Source organism: Marinobacterium zhoushanense (assembly GCF_014641945.1).
GTDB classification, from domain to species: domain Bacteria; phylum Pseudomonadota; class Gammaproteobacteria; order Pseudomonadales; family Balneatricaceae; genus Marinobacterium_D; species Marinobacterium_D zhoushanense.
On the sequence record NZ_BMIJ01000003.1, the window covers coordinates 181,300 to 198,329 of the forward strand.

Annotated in this window: 18 protein-coding genes and 3 tRNA genes; 15 read left to right on the top strand and 6 right to left on the bottom strand. The window is 56.9% G+C overall.

Translation table 11 applies throughout. The features are described 5' to 3' along the window. Positions 1-21 precede the first annotated feature (21 nt). Together amrB and amrA are read left to right on the top strand one after the other, a co-directional pair. Positions 22-822: an AmmeMemoRadiSam system protein B gene (amrB, locus tag IEX40_RS07925; RefSeq protein ID WP_188747062.1), complete on the top strand. Its 801-nt coding sequence runs from the start codon at positions 22-24 to the stop codon at positions 820-822. Further along, complete coding sequence (gene amrA, locus IEX40_RS07930; protein WP_188747064.1) at positions 800-1,372, top strand: AmmeMemoRadiSam system protein A; 573 nt, start codon at positions 800-802, stop codon at positions 1,370-1,372. The genes amrB and amrA overlap by 23 nt, the downstream gene beginning before the upstream one ends. 40 nt (positions 1,373-1,412) lie before the next feature. On the opposite strand, the gene IEX40_RS07935 is transcribed toward amrA, so the two are convergent. From IEX40_RS07935 to acnB, 3 genes are all read right to left on the bottom strand, one after another. Then, positions 1,413-1,832, bottom strand: a complete 420-nt coding sequence (locus tag IEX40_RS07935; protein ID WP_188747066.1) for an Hsp20 family protein — start codon at positions 1,830-1,832, stop codon at positions 1,413-1,415. Positions 1,833-1,966: 134 nt separating this feature from the next. Continuing rightward, on the bottom strand, positions 1,967-2,389 hold the full coding sequence (locus tag IEX40_RS07940) for an immunity protein Imm33 domain-containing protein (RefSeq protein ID WP_188747068.1): 423 nt from the start codon (positions 2,387-2,389) through the stop codon (positions 1,967-1,969). Positions 2,390-2,529: 140 nt separating this feature from the next. Next, the gene (gene acnB, locus IEX40_RS07945) at positions 2,530-5,127 is read right to left on the bottom strand and encodes a bifunctional aconitate hydratase 2/2-methylisocitrate dehydratase (protein ID WP_188747069.1); all 2,598 of its coding nucleotides are present in this window, start codon (positions 5,125-5,127) and stop codon (positions 2,530-2,532) included. A gap of 288 nt (positions 5,128-5,415) precedes the next feature. On the opposite strand from acnB, the gene IEX40_RS07950 reads away from it, so the two are divergent. Genes IEX40_RS07950 through IEX40_RS07975 form a run of 6 tightly spaced genes read left to right on the top strand, consistent with a single transcriptional unit; the run spans position 5,416 to position 9,298 of the window. Further along, complete coding sequence (locus tag IEX40_RS07950; RefSeq protein WP_188747071.1) at positions 5,416-5,877, top strand: hypothetical protein; 462 nt, start codon at positions 5,416-5,418, stop codon at positions 5,875-5,877. 53 nt (positions 5,878-5,930) lie between these two features. Next, positions 5,931-6,986: a hypothetical protein gene (locus IEX40_RS07955; protein ID WP_188747073.1), complete on the top strand. Its 1,056-nt coding sequence runs from the start codon at positions 5,931-5,933 to the stop codon at positions 6,984-6,986. An 11-nt stretch (positions 6,987-6,997) separates the two neighbouring features. Further along, complete coding sequence (locus tag IEX40_RS07960) at positions 6,998-7,648, top strand: hypothetical protein (protein ID WP_229680640.1); 651 nt, start codon at positions 6,998-7,000, stop codon at positions 7,646-7,648. Positions 7,649-7,675: 27 nt separating this feature from the next. Beyond that, on the top strand, positions 7,676-8,038 hold the full coding sequence (locus tag IEX40_RS07965) for a roadblock/LC7 domain-containing protein (RefSeq protein ID WP_188747075.1): 363 nt from the start codon (positions 7,676-7,678) through the stop codon (positions 8,036-8,038). A gap of 39 nt (positions 8,039-8,077) precedes the next feature. Next, entirely contained in the window at positions 8,078-8,539 is a 462-nt protein-coding gene (locus tag IEX40_RS07970) for a PAS domain-containing protein (RefSeq protein ID WP_188747076.1), read from the top strand. 12 nt (positions 8,540-8,551) lie between these two features. Next, positions 8,552-9,298 carry a phosphate/phosphite/phosphonate ABC transporter substrate-binding protein gene (locus IEX40_RS07975; RefSeq protein ID WP_188747078.1) on the top strand — a complete coding sequence of 249 codons (747 nt, stop codon included), beginning with the start codon at positions 8,552-8,554 and terminating at the stop codon, positions 9,296-9,298. 76 nt (positions 9,299-9,374) lie between these two features. Here IEX40_RS07975 and IEX40_RS07980 read toward each other — a convergent pair whose 3' ends face one another. Further along, positions 9,375-10,202: a M48 family metallopeptidase gene (locus IEX40_RS07980; RefSeq protein ID WP_188747079.1), complete on the bottom strand. Its 828-nt coding sequence runs from the start codon at positions 10,200-10,202 to the stop codon at positions 9,375-9,377. A gap of 235 nt (positions 10,203-10,437) precedes the next feature. Between IEX40_RS07980 and IEX40_RS07985 the strand changes: the two genes are divergently transcribed. Then, complete coding sequence (locus tag IEX40_RS07985; protein WP_188747081.1) at positions 10,438-11,064, top strand: MiaE family protein; 627 nt, start codon at positions 10,438-10,440, stop codon at positions 11,062-11,064. 2 nt (positions 11,065-11,066) lie between these two features. Here IEX40_RS07985 and IEX40_RS07990 read toward each other — a convergent pair whose 3' ends face one another. After that, complete coding sequence (locus IEX40_RS07990; RefSeq protein ID WP_188747083.1) at positions 11,067-11,792, bottom strand: UDP-2,3-diacylglucosamine diphosphatase; 726 nt, start codon at positions 11,790-11,792, stop codon at positions 11,067-11,069. Between the two features lie 2 nt (positions 11,793-11,794). Then, positions 11,795-12,316, bottom strand: coding sequence for a peptidylprolyl isomerase (locus IEX40_RS07995; protein WP_188747085.1), 522 nt, complete (start codon positions 12,314-12,316; stop codon positions 11,795-11,797). A gap of 208 nt (positions 12,317-12,524) precedes the next feature. Here IEX40_RS07995 and IEX40_RS08000 point away from each other — a divergent pair, with 208 nt between their 5' ends. The 6 genes from IEX40_RS08000 (at position 12,525) to IEX40_RS08025 (ending at position 17,022) form a co-directional block, all read left to right on the top strand. Next, the gene (locus IEX40_RS08000) at positions 12,525-14,204 is read left to right on the top strand and encodes a glutamine--tRNA ligase/YqeY domain fusion protein (protein ID WP_188747087.1); all 1,680 of its coding nucleotides are present in this window, start codon (positions 12,525-12,527) and stop codon (positions 14,202-14,204) included. 17 nt (positions 14,205-14,221) lie between these two features. Continuing rightward, positions 14,222-15,094 carry a hypothetical protein gene (locus IEX40_RS08005; protein ID WP_188747089.1) on the top strand — a complete coding sequence of 291 codons (873 nt, stop codon included), beginning with the start codon at positions 14,222-14,224 and terminating at the stop codon, positions 15,092-15,094. A 43-nt stretch (positions 15,095-15,137) separates the two neighbouring features. Then, entirely contained in the window at positions 15,138-16,526 is a 1,389-nt protein-coding gene (gene cysS, locus IEX40_RS08010; protein ID WP_188747091.1) for a cysteine--tRNA ligase, read from the top strand. Between the two features lie 173 nt (positions 16,527-16,699). After that, positions 16,700-16,776: transfer RNA gene (locus tag IEX40_RS08015), tRNA-Arg, on the top strand. Positions 16,777-16,817: 41 nt separating this feature from the next. Then, a tRNA-His gene (locus tag IEX40_RS08020) sits at positions 16,818-16,893 on the top strand. 44 nt (positions 16,894-16,937) lie between these two features. Next, positions 16,938-17,022 (top strand) — tRNA-Leu (locus IEX40_RS08025). The last annotated feature ends 8 nt before the right edge of the window (positions 17,023-17,030 follow it).

The following is a 17,030-nucleotide window of genomic DNA, read 5'->3' on the forward strand; positions in this document are numbered from 1 at the left end:
GTAACCCGGTCGGAGTGTTGTATGGGCAGAATTCGTAATCCCGCTGTCGCGGGGCTGTTCTATCCAGGGCAGGCGGAGGTCCTGCGCCGGATGGTGTTGCAGCTATTAGCTGACAATCCGGTGCCCGGCGAGGTTCCGGTAAACGCCAGGGCATTGATAGTGCCGCATGCCGGTCTGGTCTACTCAGGTCCCGTGGCGGCGCGGGCATTTAATCTGTTGAAGGCGAGCGCGGCTAATGGTCACCGTTGGCGCAGGGTTTTGATGCTGGGGCCGAACCATCGTGTGCCGTTGCATGGCATTGCCGCACCCGATGCCGAGATGTTCGCTACTCCAATCGGCTCGGTATCGATCGATACCAAGGCCCTGGCCGAGCTGGAGCGGCAGTTCGATATCCAGGTCAGGCCAGATGTGCATCAGCATGAGCACTGTCTGGAAGTTCAGTTACCCTTTCTGCAGGAGCTGCTCCCTGGCGCAAAGCTGATTCCCTTGGTCGTCGGTCAGGTGTCGGCGGATGCGGTGGCGGATATCGTGGATTGGGCCTGGCAGCAGCCCGATATTCTGGTCCTGGTCAGTAGCGACTTAAGCCACTATCACAGCTATTCAGAGGCACAAGTGATCGATGCGGAAACCGACCAGGAACTATGTATGCTGCAGAGCGATATACGGCCGAATCAAGCCTGTGGTGCCTATGCATTAAATGGTTTGATGCTGGCGGCTAAACGAAGAGGCTTGAAGATCGAACGGCTCGACCTTCGTAACTCCGGCGATACCGCCGGTGGTCAGGATCAGGTGGTGGGTTATGGAAGCTACGTCCTTTACTGATGACGAGCTGGAGCAGATGCTGACGTTGTCGCGGGAAAGTCTGCTCAGCTCGTTCGATCTATGTAGCAAGCCGCAAGTGCCCGAATGGTTGGAGGCGCCCGGTTGCTGTTTCGTTACCCTGAGCCGTCAGGGTCGGTTGCGCGGCTGTATCGGCACACTGGAGCCGATTCGCTCCTTGGGGCGTGACCTGATCGAGAATGCGCGAAACTCAGCCTATTCCGACCCCCGATTTTCATCACTGGAGCGTGACGAATTGGGCGATCTGGAGGTAGAGGTGTCGGTGCTGACCCCTTCGCGACAGATCAGCGTTGATACCGAGGCGGAACTGCTTGCAGAGCTCCAGCCTGGAGTGGATGGCGTTATTGTCGAAGAGGACGGTTGTCGAGCAACCTTTCTGCCGACGGTGTGGGAGCAGTTGCCGGAGCCGCAGGAGTTTATTGCGGCGTTAAGAACCAAGGCGGGCCTGTCGCCTTTCGCGTGGTCGGATCGGATGCGCTGGTATCGATATGAAACGCAGCACGTTAAAGGCAGGTTGCTGGTGAACGGATAACGGCTGCCGCTGGCAGCCGTTATCGCGAGAACGCCGGCGATTAGTTGATCTCGATGCGTCGGCTTTTCATCGCTTCAGGAATCTCGCGGACCAGGTCCACGTGCAATAGACCGTGCTCCAGAGCAGCTTTGACCACTCGGACATGGTCGGCGAGCTGGAACCTGCGTTCGAAATTGCGCGCGGCTATACCCTGGTAGAGATACTTGTGCTCCTGCTCATCGGGTTCTTTGCGTCCGGTAATGGTCAGGTTGCCGTTTTCGGTCTGGATATCGATTTCGCTGTTGTTGAATCCGGCTACCGCCATGGTGATGCGGTACTCGTTTTCACCCAGTAGTTCGATGTTGTAGGGCGGGTAGCTGGGCTGTTGTTCGTTGCTGCGGTTGGCGGCATCGAGCATCGACGCGAGACGGTCAAATCCGATAGCGGAGCGGTAGAGCGGAGACAGGTCGAAATTACGCATTGGCATATCCTCATCAAGCAATATGGAAGTATCTGCCAGCCCATCTGGGCCTGGCTTGGAGACCGGCCTCCTGATGAGCACCGGTGTCTGTTTGTTTAGATAGGGACTGCCTGGCGGGATTTCAAGGGCAGACTTTAACTGCCTTCTCGGGGCGATTTGAACGCTTCCACGTCGTTGGTAATTTCGACCTCGACCTTGGGGGCCGGGATTTTGAAGTCGTACACGCGCTCCCAGCCTTCGGACTCGGGGGTGCGCTCCCACACGGTACCGGCGTTGTAGCTAACCAGTTCAGTCAGCGACGGATCGAGCTGAACCATGCGCTCGACTGGCATGGGGAGCATATTGAGCTGTTCGTTTTCGAGAAACTCGTCGGTTTCATAGCCGGTGTACATGCGCCAACCGGTATCGTTGAGGTGTTCGGGCACCGTTTTGTACATGAAGCGTACCGGCAGCTTCTCGTCGAACACAAGGCGGGATACCAGTGCCAAAAAGCCGTTCTTGGTCTGATTGGTTTCATCTTCACTGGTCAGTGGCTGGTCGGCTTCGGGCTTGCGCATGAGGTGCTCTCTGGTCTGGTTCGTTTTGCTACGGCAATTGTACCGGTAAACCGGTTTCTGGCGTAGCTGGATGGAAATGAAAAAGCCCCGGGCAATGCCGGGGCTTTTCGCTAAAGCCGCCACAGAGAGCGGCTTCAGGATCAGGCTTCTACGGTCGGAATCACGCTGGACGCCTTCGCGACGTAGTTTTCGATCTGATCGAAGTTCAGGTAGCGATAGATATCGCCGGCCATGCTGTCGATCTTGTTCGCGTAAGCCATGTACTCCTCAACGGTGGGCAGTTTGCCTTCCAGCGCTGCAACTGCAGCCAGCTCGGCAGATGCCAGGAAAACATTGGCACCGTCGCCGAGACGGTTCGGGAAGTTGCGGGTTGAGGTGGAAACAACCGTTGACTTGGCGGCTACACGTGCCTGGTTACCCATACACAGAGAACAGCCCGGCATTTCCATGCGAGCGCCGGCCTTGCCGAAGATGCTGTAGTAACCTTCGTCGGACAGCTGAGCCTGGTCCATCTTGGTAGGCGGTGCAATCCACATACGGGTCGGGATCGATTGACCGGATGCTTCCAGCAGCTTACCGGCAGCACGGAAGTGGCCGATGTTGGTCATGCAGGAACCGATGAACACTTCGTCGATCTTGTTACCGGCCACATCAGACAACAGGCGAGCGTCGTCCGGGTCGTTCGGAGCGCAGAGGATCGGCTCCTTGATCTCGGACATGTCGATCTCGATCACTTCGGCGTACTCGGCGTCGGCGTCGGCACGCATCAGGCTCGGGTTGGCCAGCCACTCTTCCATGCCCTTGATACGACGCTCGATGGTGCGCACATCGCCATAGCCTTCAGCGATCATCCACTTCAGCATGACGATGTTGGAGCGCAGGTATTCCGCGACGGAATCTTCCGACAGGGTGATTGTACAACCGGCTGCAGAACGTTCGGCAGAGGCGTCGGACAGCTCGAATGCCTGTTCGACGGTCAGCTCTTCCAGACCTTCGATCTCAAGGACGCGACCGGAGAACGCGTTCTTCTTGCCCGCCTTCTCGACGGTCAGTAGGCCCTGCTTGATGCCGTAGTAGGGGATGGCATGAACGAGGTCGCGCAGGGTGATGCCAGGGTTGCGCTTGCCCTTGAAGCGAACCAGAACCGATTCCGGCATATCCAGCGGCATAACGCCGGTCGCAGCAGCAAAGGCAACCAGACCGGAGCCGGCCGGGAAGGAGATACCCAGCGGGAAACGGGTGTGAGAGTCACCACCGGTACCTACGGTGTCCGGCAGCAGCATGCGGTTCAGCCAGGAGTGGATAACGCCGTCACCCGGACGCAGGGAAACACCGCCGCGGTTCATGATGAAGTCCGGCAGCGTGTGGTGGGTATTAACGTCGACCGGTTTCGGGTATGCCGCAGTATGGCAGAATGACTGCATGACCAGATCGGCTGAGAAGCCCAGGCACGCCAGGTCTTTCAGCTCGTCACGGGTCATCGGGCCGGTGGTGTCCTGAGAACCAACGGTTGTCATCTTCGGCTCGCAGTACATGCCAGGGCGTACGCCCTCCAGGCCACAGGCCTTGCCGACCATCTTCTGAGCCAGGGTGTAACCCTTGCCGGTGTCGGCTGGCTGCTCGGGCTTGCGGAACAGATCAGAATGACCGAGGCCCAGTGCTTCACGGGCTTTCTCGGTCAGACCGCGACCGATGATCAGCGGGATACGGCCGCCGGCACGTACTTCGTCGAGCAGTACCTGAGTTTTCAGCTCGAAGGTGCTGATCACTTCGTCGGTGCCGTGCTTGCACACCTTGCCTTCGTACGGATAGACGTCGATGACGTCGCCCATCTCCATCTTGTCGACCGGCATCTCGATCGGCAGAGCACCAGCATCTTCCATGGTGTTGTAGAAGATCGGCGCGATCTTGCCGCCGAAGCAGTAACCGCCGGCGCGCTTGTTCGGTACGTGGGGGATATCATCACCGAAGAACCACAGTACAGAGTTGGTAGCGGACTTACGAGACGAGCCGGTACCGACCACGTCGCCGACGTAGGCAACCGGGAAACCTTTGGCTTTAACTTCTTCGATCTGCGCCAGCGGGCCTTTTACGCCTGGCTGTTCCGGGTTGATACCCTCACGCTCCATCTTCAGCATGGCGTTGGCGTGCAGCGGGATATCCGGACGAGACCAGGCATCCGGAGCCGGAGACAGGTCGTCGGTGTTGGTTTCACCCGGCACCTTGAATACGGTAACGGTGATCTTGTCTTCCAGCTTAGGCTTGCTGGTGAACCACTCGCCGTTGGCCCAGGACTCCACGACCTGTTTGGCGTAGGCGTTGCCGGCGTCCATCTTCTCCTTCACATCATGGAAGGCATCGAACATCAGCAGGGTATGAGAGAGCGCTTTGGCAGCGGTCGGCGCCAGGGCTTCGTCATCCAGTGACTCGACAAGCGGTGCAATGTTGTAGCCGCCGAGCATGGTGCCGAGCAGTTCTACTGCCTTGACCTTGTCGACGAGCGGTGAAGACGCTTCACCCTTGGCAATAGCTGCCAGGAAGCCCGCCTTGACGTACGCTGCCTGGTCTACACCGGCCGGAACGCGGTTAATCAGCAGCTCCAGCAGGAACTCCTCTTCGCCTGCCGGCGGGTTCTTCAGCAGCTCGATCAGCGCTGCGGTCTGTTCCGGGTCCAGGGGTTTCGGCGGCACGCCTTCTGCGGCGCGTTCTTCTACATGTTTACGGTAAGCTTCTAGCACGACTTGGCCCTCATCTGTTGTAATCGCCGGATGCGCTTTATAAAGCCTCACCCGCTTGTCCGGCGACATATCGATTAGGTATCGATTTGGTGTTTGGCGACGCGGATTTTAGCTGAAGAGGGGCTTAAAGTTAAGTTTGTCGACAATCTTGAGGCTTAGACTTTGGGTCTAGCTTCACGTAAATTGTTCTCTTTGATACGCATCAATTAAAGTAAGCCTGATGTTGCTTGTCATCCTCGACCCACGTATAACGCATCATACACCTGTTTGGAACATGGAGGATTGTCCATGAATGTGCCGTTAGTAGACCCGCTGGAACCATCTGCCGGGAACGGTGCTCTGCAATTCCAGATCAAGCGACAGCTCGAACTGTTCCGGATTCAGGAAGATAGCCATCTGATCTACCGCGGTGAAGAGAACCTGATCGTTCTCCGTTATCTCCAGCGCCGAGTCGCCGCGCGTCCCAAACAGCTACGCAATCATATTCGACGCGTATACCTGTCGATCAAGAGCCGGGACGCCGAACACCTTACGGGTGCGCTGGTCGACCTGATTCTCGTGCTGCACGGACGTGGGCGGTATCTGATCAAACGTATGCTTGAGCAGTCCAAGCCGCTGCTCCACCAGTCTCATTTCAAGCTCATGCACCAGGTCAGCGAGTCGGGTGACCTGGATCGCCTGCGAGCGCTGTCCCAAGGGGAGTCCGTGTTAAGTAATGGGGGAATGCCAACGGTGGTTGGCCTGCAATGACTGTATCGGGATATACAATCGGACTTATAGGGTTTTCCGGGCGTGAGCTGGGCATGCTCGAAGTGTTCTTCGATAGCTCAAACAACCCCGGGTTGAAAATTGGTTCACCGGAACGGTCGGCTGCGTTACTGGTCAATCTGGAAACCGAGACCGACCTTAAGCAGTTTCTGCAGTGGTACGCGTCGAGGCCTGATTGCCCGGTGATTGGGGTGGTGTCGGAGCTGAGTGTGCCTCGCGGTGTGCTTGAGCTTAAGCGACCACTGGAGGTGACCGGTCTGAAGTTGACCCTGACCCGTGTGCTCGACGAGCTGCATAAAAAGGCAGCCAGATCACCTTTGGCTGGAGCGCAGGGGGCTGGTCAACAGAAAACGGCGCTGAAGATGGATCCGGCCGATCTGAAGGCATTGATAGCTGAGGCGGGCGTGTCCGCTCCCAAGCCTGCACCCAAGCCCCAGCAGTTGAACACGGTTCGTGATGCAAGCAAGTCGCGTTTGATTATGCGCTGGAGCGAGGCTGAGCGGGATATGCTGATGCGCCGCGCCTGCGGTTCGCTGCCGGATCTGGATCCGGAGCTGCCCGGCTGGAGTAAACGGATACTCTTTTCGCTTGAGGGGCGTTTTATCGACCAGGTGAATAAGATGGTCCGGCTCGCGCAGGAGCAGCAGGCTCCGATGCAGGTAACCGGGATTCCAGGCTCGTTTATCTATTTTCCGGATCGAGAGCTGTTCAGTTACGATCTGGATCCGGATCTGTTGGTGCAGATGGCCAGCAGTCGATTCGGCTTTGGTGAGCTGGATTGCCATCCGGTTGAGCTGAAATCGCCGGTCGATCCCGTTGCCAAGCGCGATCAACTGCTTTGGATGTTGGGGCTGCTAACCTCGGCAGGACGTTTGCCTGATCATCTTGACCCTGCAGAATCGTATCGCCTCGCCGACGCTTCAGATCTGCAACGCTTTCTGCTGCCACCGCAGGCGGAAACGATTGCCAAAGCTTGGTCCGTCGAATACCGGAGTGCGTTGGAAATCGTCAAGTTGCTCAAGCTTCCCCAACGGTATGTGTTTTCGTTTATGGCTGCTGCTGATGCGGCCGGATTATTCGAGCGTAGATAAGGAGATGACGCATGAGCGTTCAATCCATCAAGCCACACGGCGAAAGTGACGAAACGCTGTATTTTCAAGTACTTCCGGCAGGTGCTTACTACGCTACTTTTAGTGGTGAGCCGGATGAGATGCGTGCATTGCTGTTGCAGCTGCTAAGTTCCGATACCCCAGTTCCTTATATACCGGCATTGCTGGAAAGGTTAACCGGGCTTGATGCTGAAGGTGCGCAACAGATTCTCGTCGATATGCACTCTCGTAACTTTATTGAGCTGCTGCCCAACCCGAACGAGATAGTGAACGGCTCTCTGGAAAAGATACTGCCGGACCTGATCGCGCCTTTGGGAGAGGGCAAGGTGTTGTTGGCCGATGAGCAGGGCTTTTCGCTGGCGCAAAAAGGGTTTTCGACTGCCGACGAAGAGGCGGTAGCCGGTCTTGCGGCAGATATCATGATGTTGACTGAGCGTCACAGCAAACTGATCAATGATAATCTTGGGCTCTATGGTTGCTCCTGGGCGTTGGTAAATGCCGTCGGTCAAAGCGATCTGGGGTTTTGGGTGCTTTCGATCGGCCGGGAAAAATTTCTATTGATTATTGAAGGTATGCCCTACCTTAATCGGCAGCCCTTTGTTGATCTGACTTCAGTTCTGATCCGGCGCTATCTGGATCACTAAGACTTTGCAGTGGAAAAGGAGATTTTCATGCGCGCGGAAATGCTGAATACGATTTTGCGTGATTTGAACAGTACCTCGACCGAAATCGAGGCGTGTGCCGTTATTTCAACCGACGGCTTGGTGATCGACTCTCTGCTGCCGGCGAGCATGGACGAGGACCGGGTTGGCGCCATGAGTGCCGCCATCCTGTCGCTCGGTGAGCGCACAGCCCGGGAGCTGGCGCGAGGCGAGCTCGAGCAGGTTCTGGTTAAGGGGGATCAGGGCTATATTCTGATGACCCATGCCAACGATGAGTCCGTGCTGACCGTGGTCGCAAAACCCAATGCTCGACTGGGACTTATTTTCCTGGACGTTAAACGCGCTGCTGAAGCGATAGGCAAGGTGCTCTGAGTCAGGTCCTTGCCTAACCGCGAATAGAGGAGTCGCAATATGTCCGAGAAGGATACCGGCGCAGTCCGAGAAGAGTTAATTAAGTATTACGATGGCGCCGAGCGTGTTGCGACCATCATCGATGAAGAGGTCGCATTTCCCGATGGCAAGCTGATCGTATCCAGGACCGATCTGAAGGGGATTATCACGCACGTGAACCAGGCGTTTGTCGATATGTCCGCTTATAGCCGTGATGAGTTGGTTGGGGCCAATCATAATATCCTGCGCCACCCGGATATGCCTGCCGTAGCCTTCAAGGGTTTGTGGGACACCATCGAAAATGGCGAGAAATGGCAGGGATACGTCAAGAATCTGCGCAAAGATGGGCGTTACTACTGGGTAAAAGCAACGGTGATACCCAATGTTCGCGACGGCAAGCTGGTGGGCTATACCTCGGTTCGGCGTAAGCCTTCGCGCAGCAAAATTGTCGAGAGCGAAAAGCTCTACAGTACATTGATGTAGGGAGCAGGGAGTATGCCTTTCAATTTCACGGTCAGTCCCGATTTTGCTCCGGATCACATGTCGGGCTGGTTCTACTTCAACACCTGGCTGCAGCGCAATCTGGAAACGGAGATCCATCTCGAGTTGTTCGATAGTTTTGACGAGCAGCGGGAGGAGATCCGTGCTGGCAAGATCGATTTGATCTATGCCAACCCCTACGATGCGTCGATGCTGGTGCGTGAGCATGGCTTCAAGGCGGTGGTTCGACCCGCCGGGAAGCGCGACGAGGCGGTGGTGGTCGTGCCGGCCAGCAGTGGTGCTGAGGTCGTGGAGGATCTCTCCGCTGGTGTACGCCTCGCCACGACGGCCGATCCCGATGTGCATACCATCGGTATGATCATGCTGGAGCCGGCAGATCTCGATAAGAGCAATATCACCCAGCGTGAGTACGATACCTACATTCTGGTGGCCAAGGCTCTGCTGAGGGGGGATGCCGATGTCGGATTTTTCCTGAAGCAGGGGTTCGACGAGCTGTCCGATCTGATCAAGAAGCAGATGCGGGTGCTGGTAAGCAGTCAGATCAGTGTCGTGCACCATTCGTTGCTGATTGGTCCGAACATGCAGGAGTATTCCGACTCCTTGAATGGGCTGCTGGTCAATATGCACAACGAACCGAAAGGTGCGGGCGTGCTTGAGAGCATGGGGATCAAGCGCTGGGAGTCGATGAGTGTCGAGCAGACGGAGTTCATGATCGATCTGATCGACACGTTGATGATCTGATAACCGTTTCCGTGCTTTCGCAATAAGGACTGGTCCTACGAACTCGTAGCACCGGTCCTTTCTGTTTATGAGGTCGTTATTTCTCTTGGTGCGGCCGCAGGCGGTCGCAGTTGGGTCGGGTGCCTTTCGCCAGGACGCGCTGCCAAGTGCTGGTTAGACTCGCTGCCTGGGTGTCGAGCTGCCGAATGCGGGTCGATGGAGCGGGGTGGGTGGATAGGAGTTCGGGCGGTGTGGCGCGGGCCTGCTTGGCCATCGTCTGCCACAACGTTGATGCTTCCCTCGGGTCGAACCCTGCGTACGCCATTAGCTCCTGTCCCATCCGGTCAGCTTCGCTCTCGTGCAGCCGGCTGTAGGGCAATAAGATCCCATACTGGGCGCCAAGGCCCAGCGCAGTCATTGCCGCTTGCTGGGTATTGCTGTCGAGACTGTCTCCAAGAATTAGCGAGGTGGTGGTCAGCCCTAGTTGGGTCAGCTGTTGCTGGCTCAGACGTGCGTTGCTGTGTTGGGCCAGGACGTGCGCTACCTCGTGGCCAATGACTGAGGCCAGTTGGTGTTCGTTCTGGGCCAGTTGAACCATGCCGGTATAGACGCCGATCTTGGCCCCGGGTAGGGCGAAGGCGTTAATCTCTTTGTTCTTGAATACGACCAGCTCCCAGTCTGCGGGAGCATATCCATACTCTGGTGGGACTTGGGCGACAATGGCGTCGGTTATGCACTCCACGTAGCGATTGGTCTGCACATCCTCTTCGACGGGTTGCTGCTGTTTCATCTCCTCAAACGATTGTCTGCCGATCATGTTCATCTGGGATGGAGAGTTTAGCAGCAGGGTTTTTTCTCCGGTGGGGGAGAGGGCGCAGCCGGTTGCGGATGCGCCGAGCACCGCTGCAAAAAGAATGCGTTTCATCAAACTCAACCTCGGTAGTTCAGCGTTGGGCGTCAGTATCGCTCCCGCTTGGCAGGGGCGCAATGAGGGCTTTGAGTCCACTGGTGTGCGACAGTTCGGTCTGGGGGCGAGTTGGCTATTGCTGTTTGGAGTCTGTTAAAATTTCCACCCCGAGTTTGTTAAAAGGTAAGCCGCCACCGTTAACAAACCTGCAGAGAATATTCCACAACGTTAGCGGCTGGTAGCAGACTGTTCGATGGACGCGCTTAATGAAATTTTGGCCTTTCTGGCCGGTCCGACCCCCCAAAGCTGGATCGATAGAGCGGCGAAGCCGGAATCGTTGCCGATCCTGCTGATCGATCACGCGCACTGTGAGAAAAAAGCGGCATCGACCGCGATGAATCTGATGTTTCGCTATGTCGATCGCAGCGACCTGCTCAATAAAATGTCACGCCTGGCGCGCGAAGAGCTGATCCATTTTGAACAGTGTCTGTCGCTGATGGAGGCGCGGGGTATCGAGTATGGCCATCTTTCACCCGCGCGGTATGCGCAGGGCTTGCGCCAGGCGGTGCGTACCAGTGAGCCTGGTCGTTTGATCGACCTGCTGATCATCGGTGCGTTTATCGAGGCGCGCTCCTGTGAACGCTTTGCGGCGCTGGCGCCCTGTCTTGATGATGAGCTGGGCAAGTTCTACCGCTCGTTGTTGAAGTCCGAGGGGCGTCATTATCAGGATTACCTGGGGCTGGCGCGAGAGTATGCCGGCGAGCCGATCGATGAGCGTGTGGCCTATTTCCGCGCACTGGAGCAGGCTCTGGTTGAGGAACCTGATCCTGAGTTCAGATTTCATAGCGGAGCGCCCTCTGAGGAGGAGGTCGCCGCCTGAGCCTACTCCGGGGTGAAGCGTATCAACTCTCGCCCCGACTCATCCACGCGCAGATACCAGCCGCTCTCGGACCAGTCGCCGAGCACTATGCGTTCACCTTGACCTGAGCCGATCTGGTTTTGGTGGATATTCGGGCGATGGGTATGGCCATGGATAAGCAACTCGACCCTGTGTGCCAGCATGGTATTGCGTACTGCATCGGCATTGACGTCCATAATTGCTTCGGCCTTCATGGCGCCCTGTTGCTGGCTTTGCTGACGCATCTGTCGCGCGATCGCTTCTCGCTGTTCTATCGGCTGTGACAGAAAGCTTTGTTGCCATTCCGGGTTGCGCACCTGGGTACGAAACTGCTGGTAGGCGCTATCGTCGGTACAGAGTTGGTCACCGTGCATTATCAACGCGGCTCCGGTGGGTAGCTCGATGCGTTGAGCTTCAGGCAGAAGCTCCGCGCCCAGCTGCACCATTAACGCCGAACCGACGAGAAAGTCTCGGTTGCCGTGCTGGAAGTATATGCGGCTTCCCGCGTCGCTCAGTGCTCGCACTCTCTGGAAGATGGGCTCAAGTCCGGGAAGAGGGGCGTCGTCGCCGATCCAGTATTCGAAAATATCGCCCAGCATGTAGAGCGCATCGCCCGGTCTGGCGATATCGTCGAGGAAATAACGAAACGCCCGGAACAGTTCCGGGCGCTCGGGTTGCAGGTGGAGATCTGCAATAAACAGGTGGCGCATGATCAGGCTTTGTCTGACTCTTCGCCGGCGTCGTCGCTGACCACTGCGCGTTCGATGATGACATCTTCAACCGGCACGTCCTGATGGCCAGCGCGCATGGTGGTGCGTACGGATTTGATCTTGTTGATCACTTCCATGCCCTCTTTGACTTCGCCGAACACGGCGTAGCCCCATCCCTCGGTGGTTTTGGCGGTATGGTCGAGGAAAAGGTTGTCGGAGACGTTGATGAAGAACTGAGCAGATGCCGAGTGTGGGTCCATGGTGCGTGCCATGGCGACGGTGCCGGTTTTGTTGGAGAGTCCGTTGTCAGCTTCATTCTCGATCGGCGCGTTAGTCTTTTTGTTCACCATGCCGGGCTCAAAGCCTCCGCCCTGGATCATGAAACCGTCGATCACGCGATGGAAAATCACACCGTCGTAGAAGCCCTCGCGTACATACTGCTCAAAGTTGGCTGCCGTTTTGGGGGCTTTCTCATAGTTCAGCTCAAGCTTGATATCGCCATGGTTGGTGTGCAGGGTGATCATGTTAGGCTGGTCCCGTTCCGCAATATTTAGTTATTAGACGAGACATTATACTCAAGTCGCAATTGTATACGTCAATATAACAACGGATATCAGCCTTCTGCCGGCAGTGCGTTGGCGTCGAATCTACGGTTATAATGTCGCGCTCGGGTTTCAGCCGCGTTGATAATTGGACGCGGCTGCGTCAACACAGTATCGATAAGACGCGGATATGACCAAAAACGATAGCTCCAAGCCGACCAACTTTATCCATCAGATCATCGAAGAGGATCTTAAAAACGGCGTGAACGACGGAAAGGTCGTCACACGTTTTCCGCCTGAACCCAATGGTTATCTGCATATCGGCCATGCCAAGTCGATCTGCCTCAACTTTGGTACCGCACTGAAATACGGTGGGCAATGCAATCTTCGTTTTGATGACACCAATCCGGAAAAGGAGAGTCAGGAGTATATCGACTCTATCGTGTCCGACGTACGTTGGTTGGGCTTTGAATGGTCGGGCGATATCCGCTACACCTCCGACTACTTTGATACGCTGCATGAATGGGCTTTGCACCTGATCAATGAGGGTAAAGCGTATGTGGACAGCCTCAGCGCCCATGAGATGCGTGAGTATCGCGGCACTTTGACCGAGCCGGGCAAGAACAGTCCCTATCGTGACCGCAGTGTTGAGGAAAACCTGGACCTGTTCGAAAAGATGCGCGCTGGCGCGTTTGACGAGGGTGATTGTGTGCTGCGTGCCAAGATCGATATGGCGGCAGCCAACATCAATCTGCGTGACCCGGTGATCTACCGTATCCGCAAGGCACATCACCATCAGAGCGGGGACAAGTGGTGCATCTATCCCTCATACGATTTCGCCCATGGTCAGTCTGATGCGCTTGAGGGGGTAACTCACTCGATCTGTACGCTGGAGTTTGAGGATCATCGTCCGCTCTACGACTGGTTCGTCGAGAACCTGCCGGTGCCGGCCAAGCCGCGCCAGTACGAATTTGCGCGTCTGAACCTGAACTACACCGTCACCAGCAAGCGCAAGTTGAAACTGCTGGTGGACGAACAGAAAGTTAATGGGTGGAACGATCCGCGGATGCCGACCATCTCTGGCCTGCGTCGTCGTGGTTATACTCCAGCATCGATCCGCAACTTCTGTGACATGATCGGTGTGACGCGCTCCAACGGTATCGTCGATATGGGTATGCTGGAGGCGGCGGTGCGAGAGGATCTTGACGCCAATGCGCCGCGAGCCATGTGCGTCCTCGACCCGATCAAGCTGACCATAACCAATATGCCCGAGGGTGAATTGGCGTGGTTCGAACTGCCGGCGCATCCGAAGGATGAAGCGATGGGTATTCGCAAGGTCCCGTTCACCCGCAATCTGCTGATCGAGCGTGAAGATTTTGCCGAAGTGCCGCCGAAGAAGTGGAAGCGTCTGGCGCCGGGCGAAGCGGTCCGCCTGCGTGGTGCCTACGTTATTCGTTGTGAAGAGGTGGTACTTGATGAGACTGGCGAGGTGGTAGAGCTCAAGGCCAGCTTCGATCCGCAGACGCACGGCGCCAATCCAACCGATTACAAGCCCAACGGTGTAATCCACTGGGTATCGGCGGATAACGCTGTGCCCTGTGAGGTGCGTGCCTACGAGCGGCTGTTTACCGAACCGAACCCGGATGGCGATAAAGAGCGTGATTTTCACGAGTTTATCAATCCCGAGTCGCTGGTCGTCTATCCCAGGGCTCATGCCGAGATCGGTCTCAAGCACGCGGCGGTCGAGAGCCGTTACCAGTTTGAGCGTCAGGGTTACTTCTGTGTCGACCCCGATACCACCGAAAACCGCATGGTATTTAACCGTACCGTGGGGCTGAGAGACTCCTGGGCCAAGATTCAGGGTAAGTAATATCCAGGGTGGATAGAATGTTACGCCGGGCTTTATCTATCGCGTCGATGCTGGTGCTGAGTGGTTGCTCGGCACTGCCGAAGGCGGATGGTCAGGGGTACCTTGAGGTGGAAACCCTCGGTTCTCTCAGCAGCGAGATCGGTGAAAGCTCGGCGTTGGCGCTTGATGGGCATCGGGTCTGGACGCTGAATGACAGCGGCAACGGGCCATGGCTCTATCGCTTGGGCCTGGGTGGACAGATCGAACGACGGGTTCGCCTGGCTGGTACGACCAATATCGACTGGGAGTCGATGGCGGCGGACGAGGATCGGCTGTTCGTAGCGGATTGTGGTAACAACAGCGGGCGTCGCGACTGGCTGCAGCTCCATTCGGTTGGCTGGGATCAGTTGCGTGAAGCGCAGGATGGCGCTGAGGTCGAAGCGCAGACTATTGCGTTTCGACTGGCTGATCCGGCACCGGTGAGTGGCCCTCAGGCGCATGACAACGACTGCGAGGCGATCGCGAGTGTAGAAGGGGAGGTCTGGCTGCTGACCAAGGGCTGGGCCAGCTCAGCCTCCAGACTTTATCGCCTCGATATCAGCCGTGATCAGCAGTCGATAGAAGCTGTTGCGACCTGGCCAGTCAAAGGGCTGGTGACCGGGATGGATTACAGCCCCCAGCGCAAGGAGTTGGTGGTGCTGGGTTACACCCTCGGACGGCTGCATAGTGATACTTTTATTTGGCGTGTTCCGGTCAGCGGGCATGAGCCTGATTGGTCGGGCGCCAGCCGTTATATTCTGTGGCCGTCGGGTCAATGGGAGGCGGTGGTCTGGCAAGGTGACGAGTTGCTGCTGACGCGAGAGAACAGCTTGCTCGGTGAGGCTAGACTTGGACGGGTCCGTATCGAATAACCGGTACGAAGACTGAACATTTATCTGCGATTGGCGAAATTTGATGCTGCAAATCCACAACACACTGACCAAATCCAAATCTCCGTTCACGCCGTTGGAGAAGGGCAAGATACGGATGTATGTCTGTGGCATAACCGTATATGACTACTGCCACATAGGTCACGCCCGTGTAATGGTCTGCTTCGATCTGATTACGCGCTATCTGCGCTATCGAGGCTGGGACGTCACCTATGTGCGCAACATCACCGATGTCGATGACAAGATTATCAAGCGCGCGGCCGAGAACGGTGAGCCGGTCGATGCGCTGACCGAGCGCATGATCGCAGCCATGCATGAGGATGAGGACCGCTTGGGTGTTCTGCGCCCGGATATGGAGCCACGTGCAACCGGTCATATGGGCGATATCATCGACATGGTGCAGATCCTGATCGACAAGGGCTACGCCTACGTCGCCGGCAATGGGGACGTGTACTATCGCGTCGAGAAGTTCGAGCACTACGGGCGCCTGACCAACAAGGTGGTCGAGGAGTTGCGCGCGGGGGCGCGTGTCGAGGTTGGGGAGGCCAAGGAGAGCCCGCTCGATTTCGTGCTCTGGAAAGCCGCCAAGGCGGGCGAAGTCAGCTGGGAGTCGCCCTGGGGGCCGGGTCGGCCGGGATGGCATATTGAGTGCTCGGCGATGTCCAAATGCTGCCTGGGCGACACCTTCGATATCCATGGCGGCGGTCCGGACCTGCCGTTCCCCCATCATGAAAACGAGATCGCCCAGTCGGAAGCGGCCAACGGCAAGACGTTTGTCAATTACTGGATGCATGCAGGCCCGGTGCGGGTAAACCAGGAGAAGATGTCCAAGTCACTGGGTAACTTCTTTACCATTCGTGACGTGCTCCAGGTGTATAACGCGGAGGTGGTGCGGTACTTCCTCTCCTCGGTGCACTATCGCAGCTATATCGACTACTCGGAAGAGAGTTTGCGCGAAGCGCGTCAGGCGCTGGAGCGTTTCTATCAGGCCCTGCGTGATGCTCCTCAGGGGGAGGAGACTGGCCTCGATAACGACTACGAAGCACGTTTTCAGCAGGCGATGGATGACGACTTCAGCACCCCACGTGCGTTGGCCGTGTTGTTCGATCTGGTCACTGAGTTGAACAAGGCTGTGCGTGAACAGAGTGCAACGGCTGGCGCCCTGGCGGCCCAGCTGAAACGCCTGGGTGGCGTGCTGGGACTGTTGCAGCAGACGCCGGAGGCTTTCCTGCAAGGGGAGGATCGGGCTGGTGAGGTCACTGCCGCCGAGATCGAACTTCAGATTCAGGCGCGCAATCAGGCGCGTAAGGATCGTGATTTTGCCGAGGCGGATCGTATCCGTGACACGTTGGCGGAGCAGGGCGTTATACTCAAGGACAGCCGTGAGGGTACCAGCTGGTATCGAGAAGGTTGAGGGCGGCTTTGGAAACTCCCGGCGAATCAGGGAGTTGTGCATAAATCGCACAGCTCCTTGTTTCTGTTAAAAAAATTGTATCTCGCTATTGACGGCTCCGGCCGCCTCCCTTAGGATACGCACCACTTCGCGGCCGGGCCGTCAGGTTGGTTGCGAAGGCTGGACTGCAAGAGGCGCCCGTAGCTCAATTGGATAGAGCAACGGCCTTCTAAGCCGTAGGTTGCAGGTTCGAGCCCTGCCGGGCGCGCCACTTGCACGGCAGATGCGTAGTCCGGTAATGCGAAGGTTATGGTGGATGTAGCTCAGTTGGCAGAGCTCCGGATTGTGATTCCGGCGGTCGTGGGTTCAAGCCCCATCATCCACCCCATTCCCTAGCATATTTAATGACGCGGCTTCGGCAGCGTACGTGTCGCGGAAGTGGTGAAATTGGTATACACGCCGGATTTAGGTTCCGGTGCCGCAAGGCGTGAGAGTTCGAGTCTCTCCTTCCGCACCATTTCCATA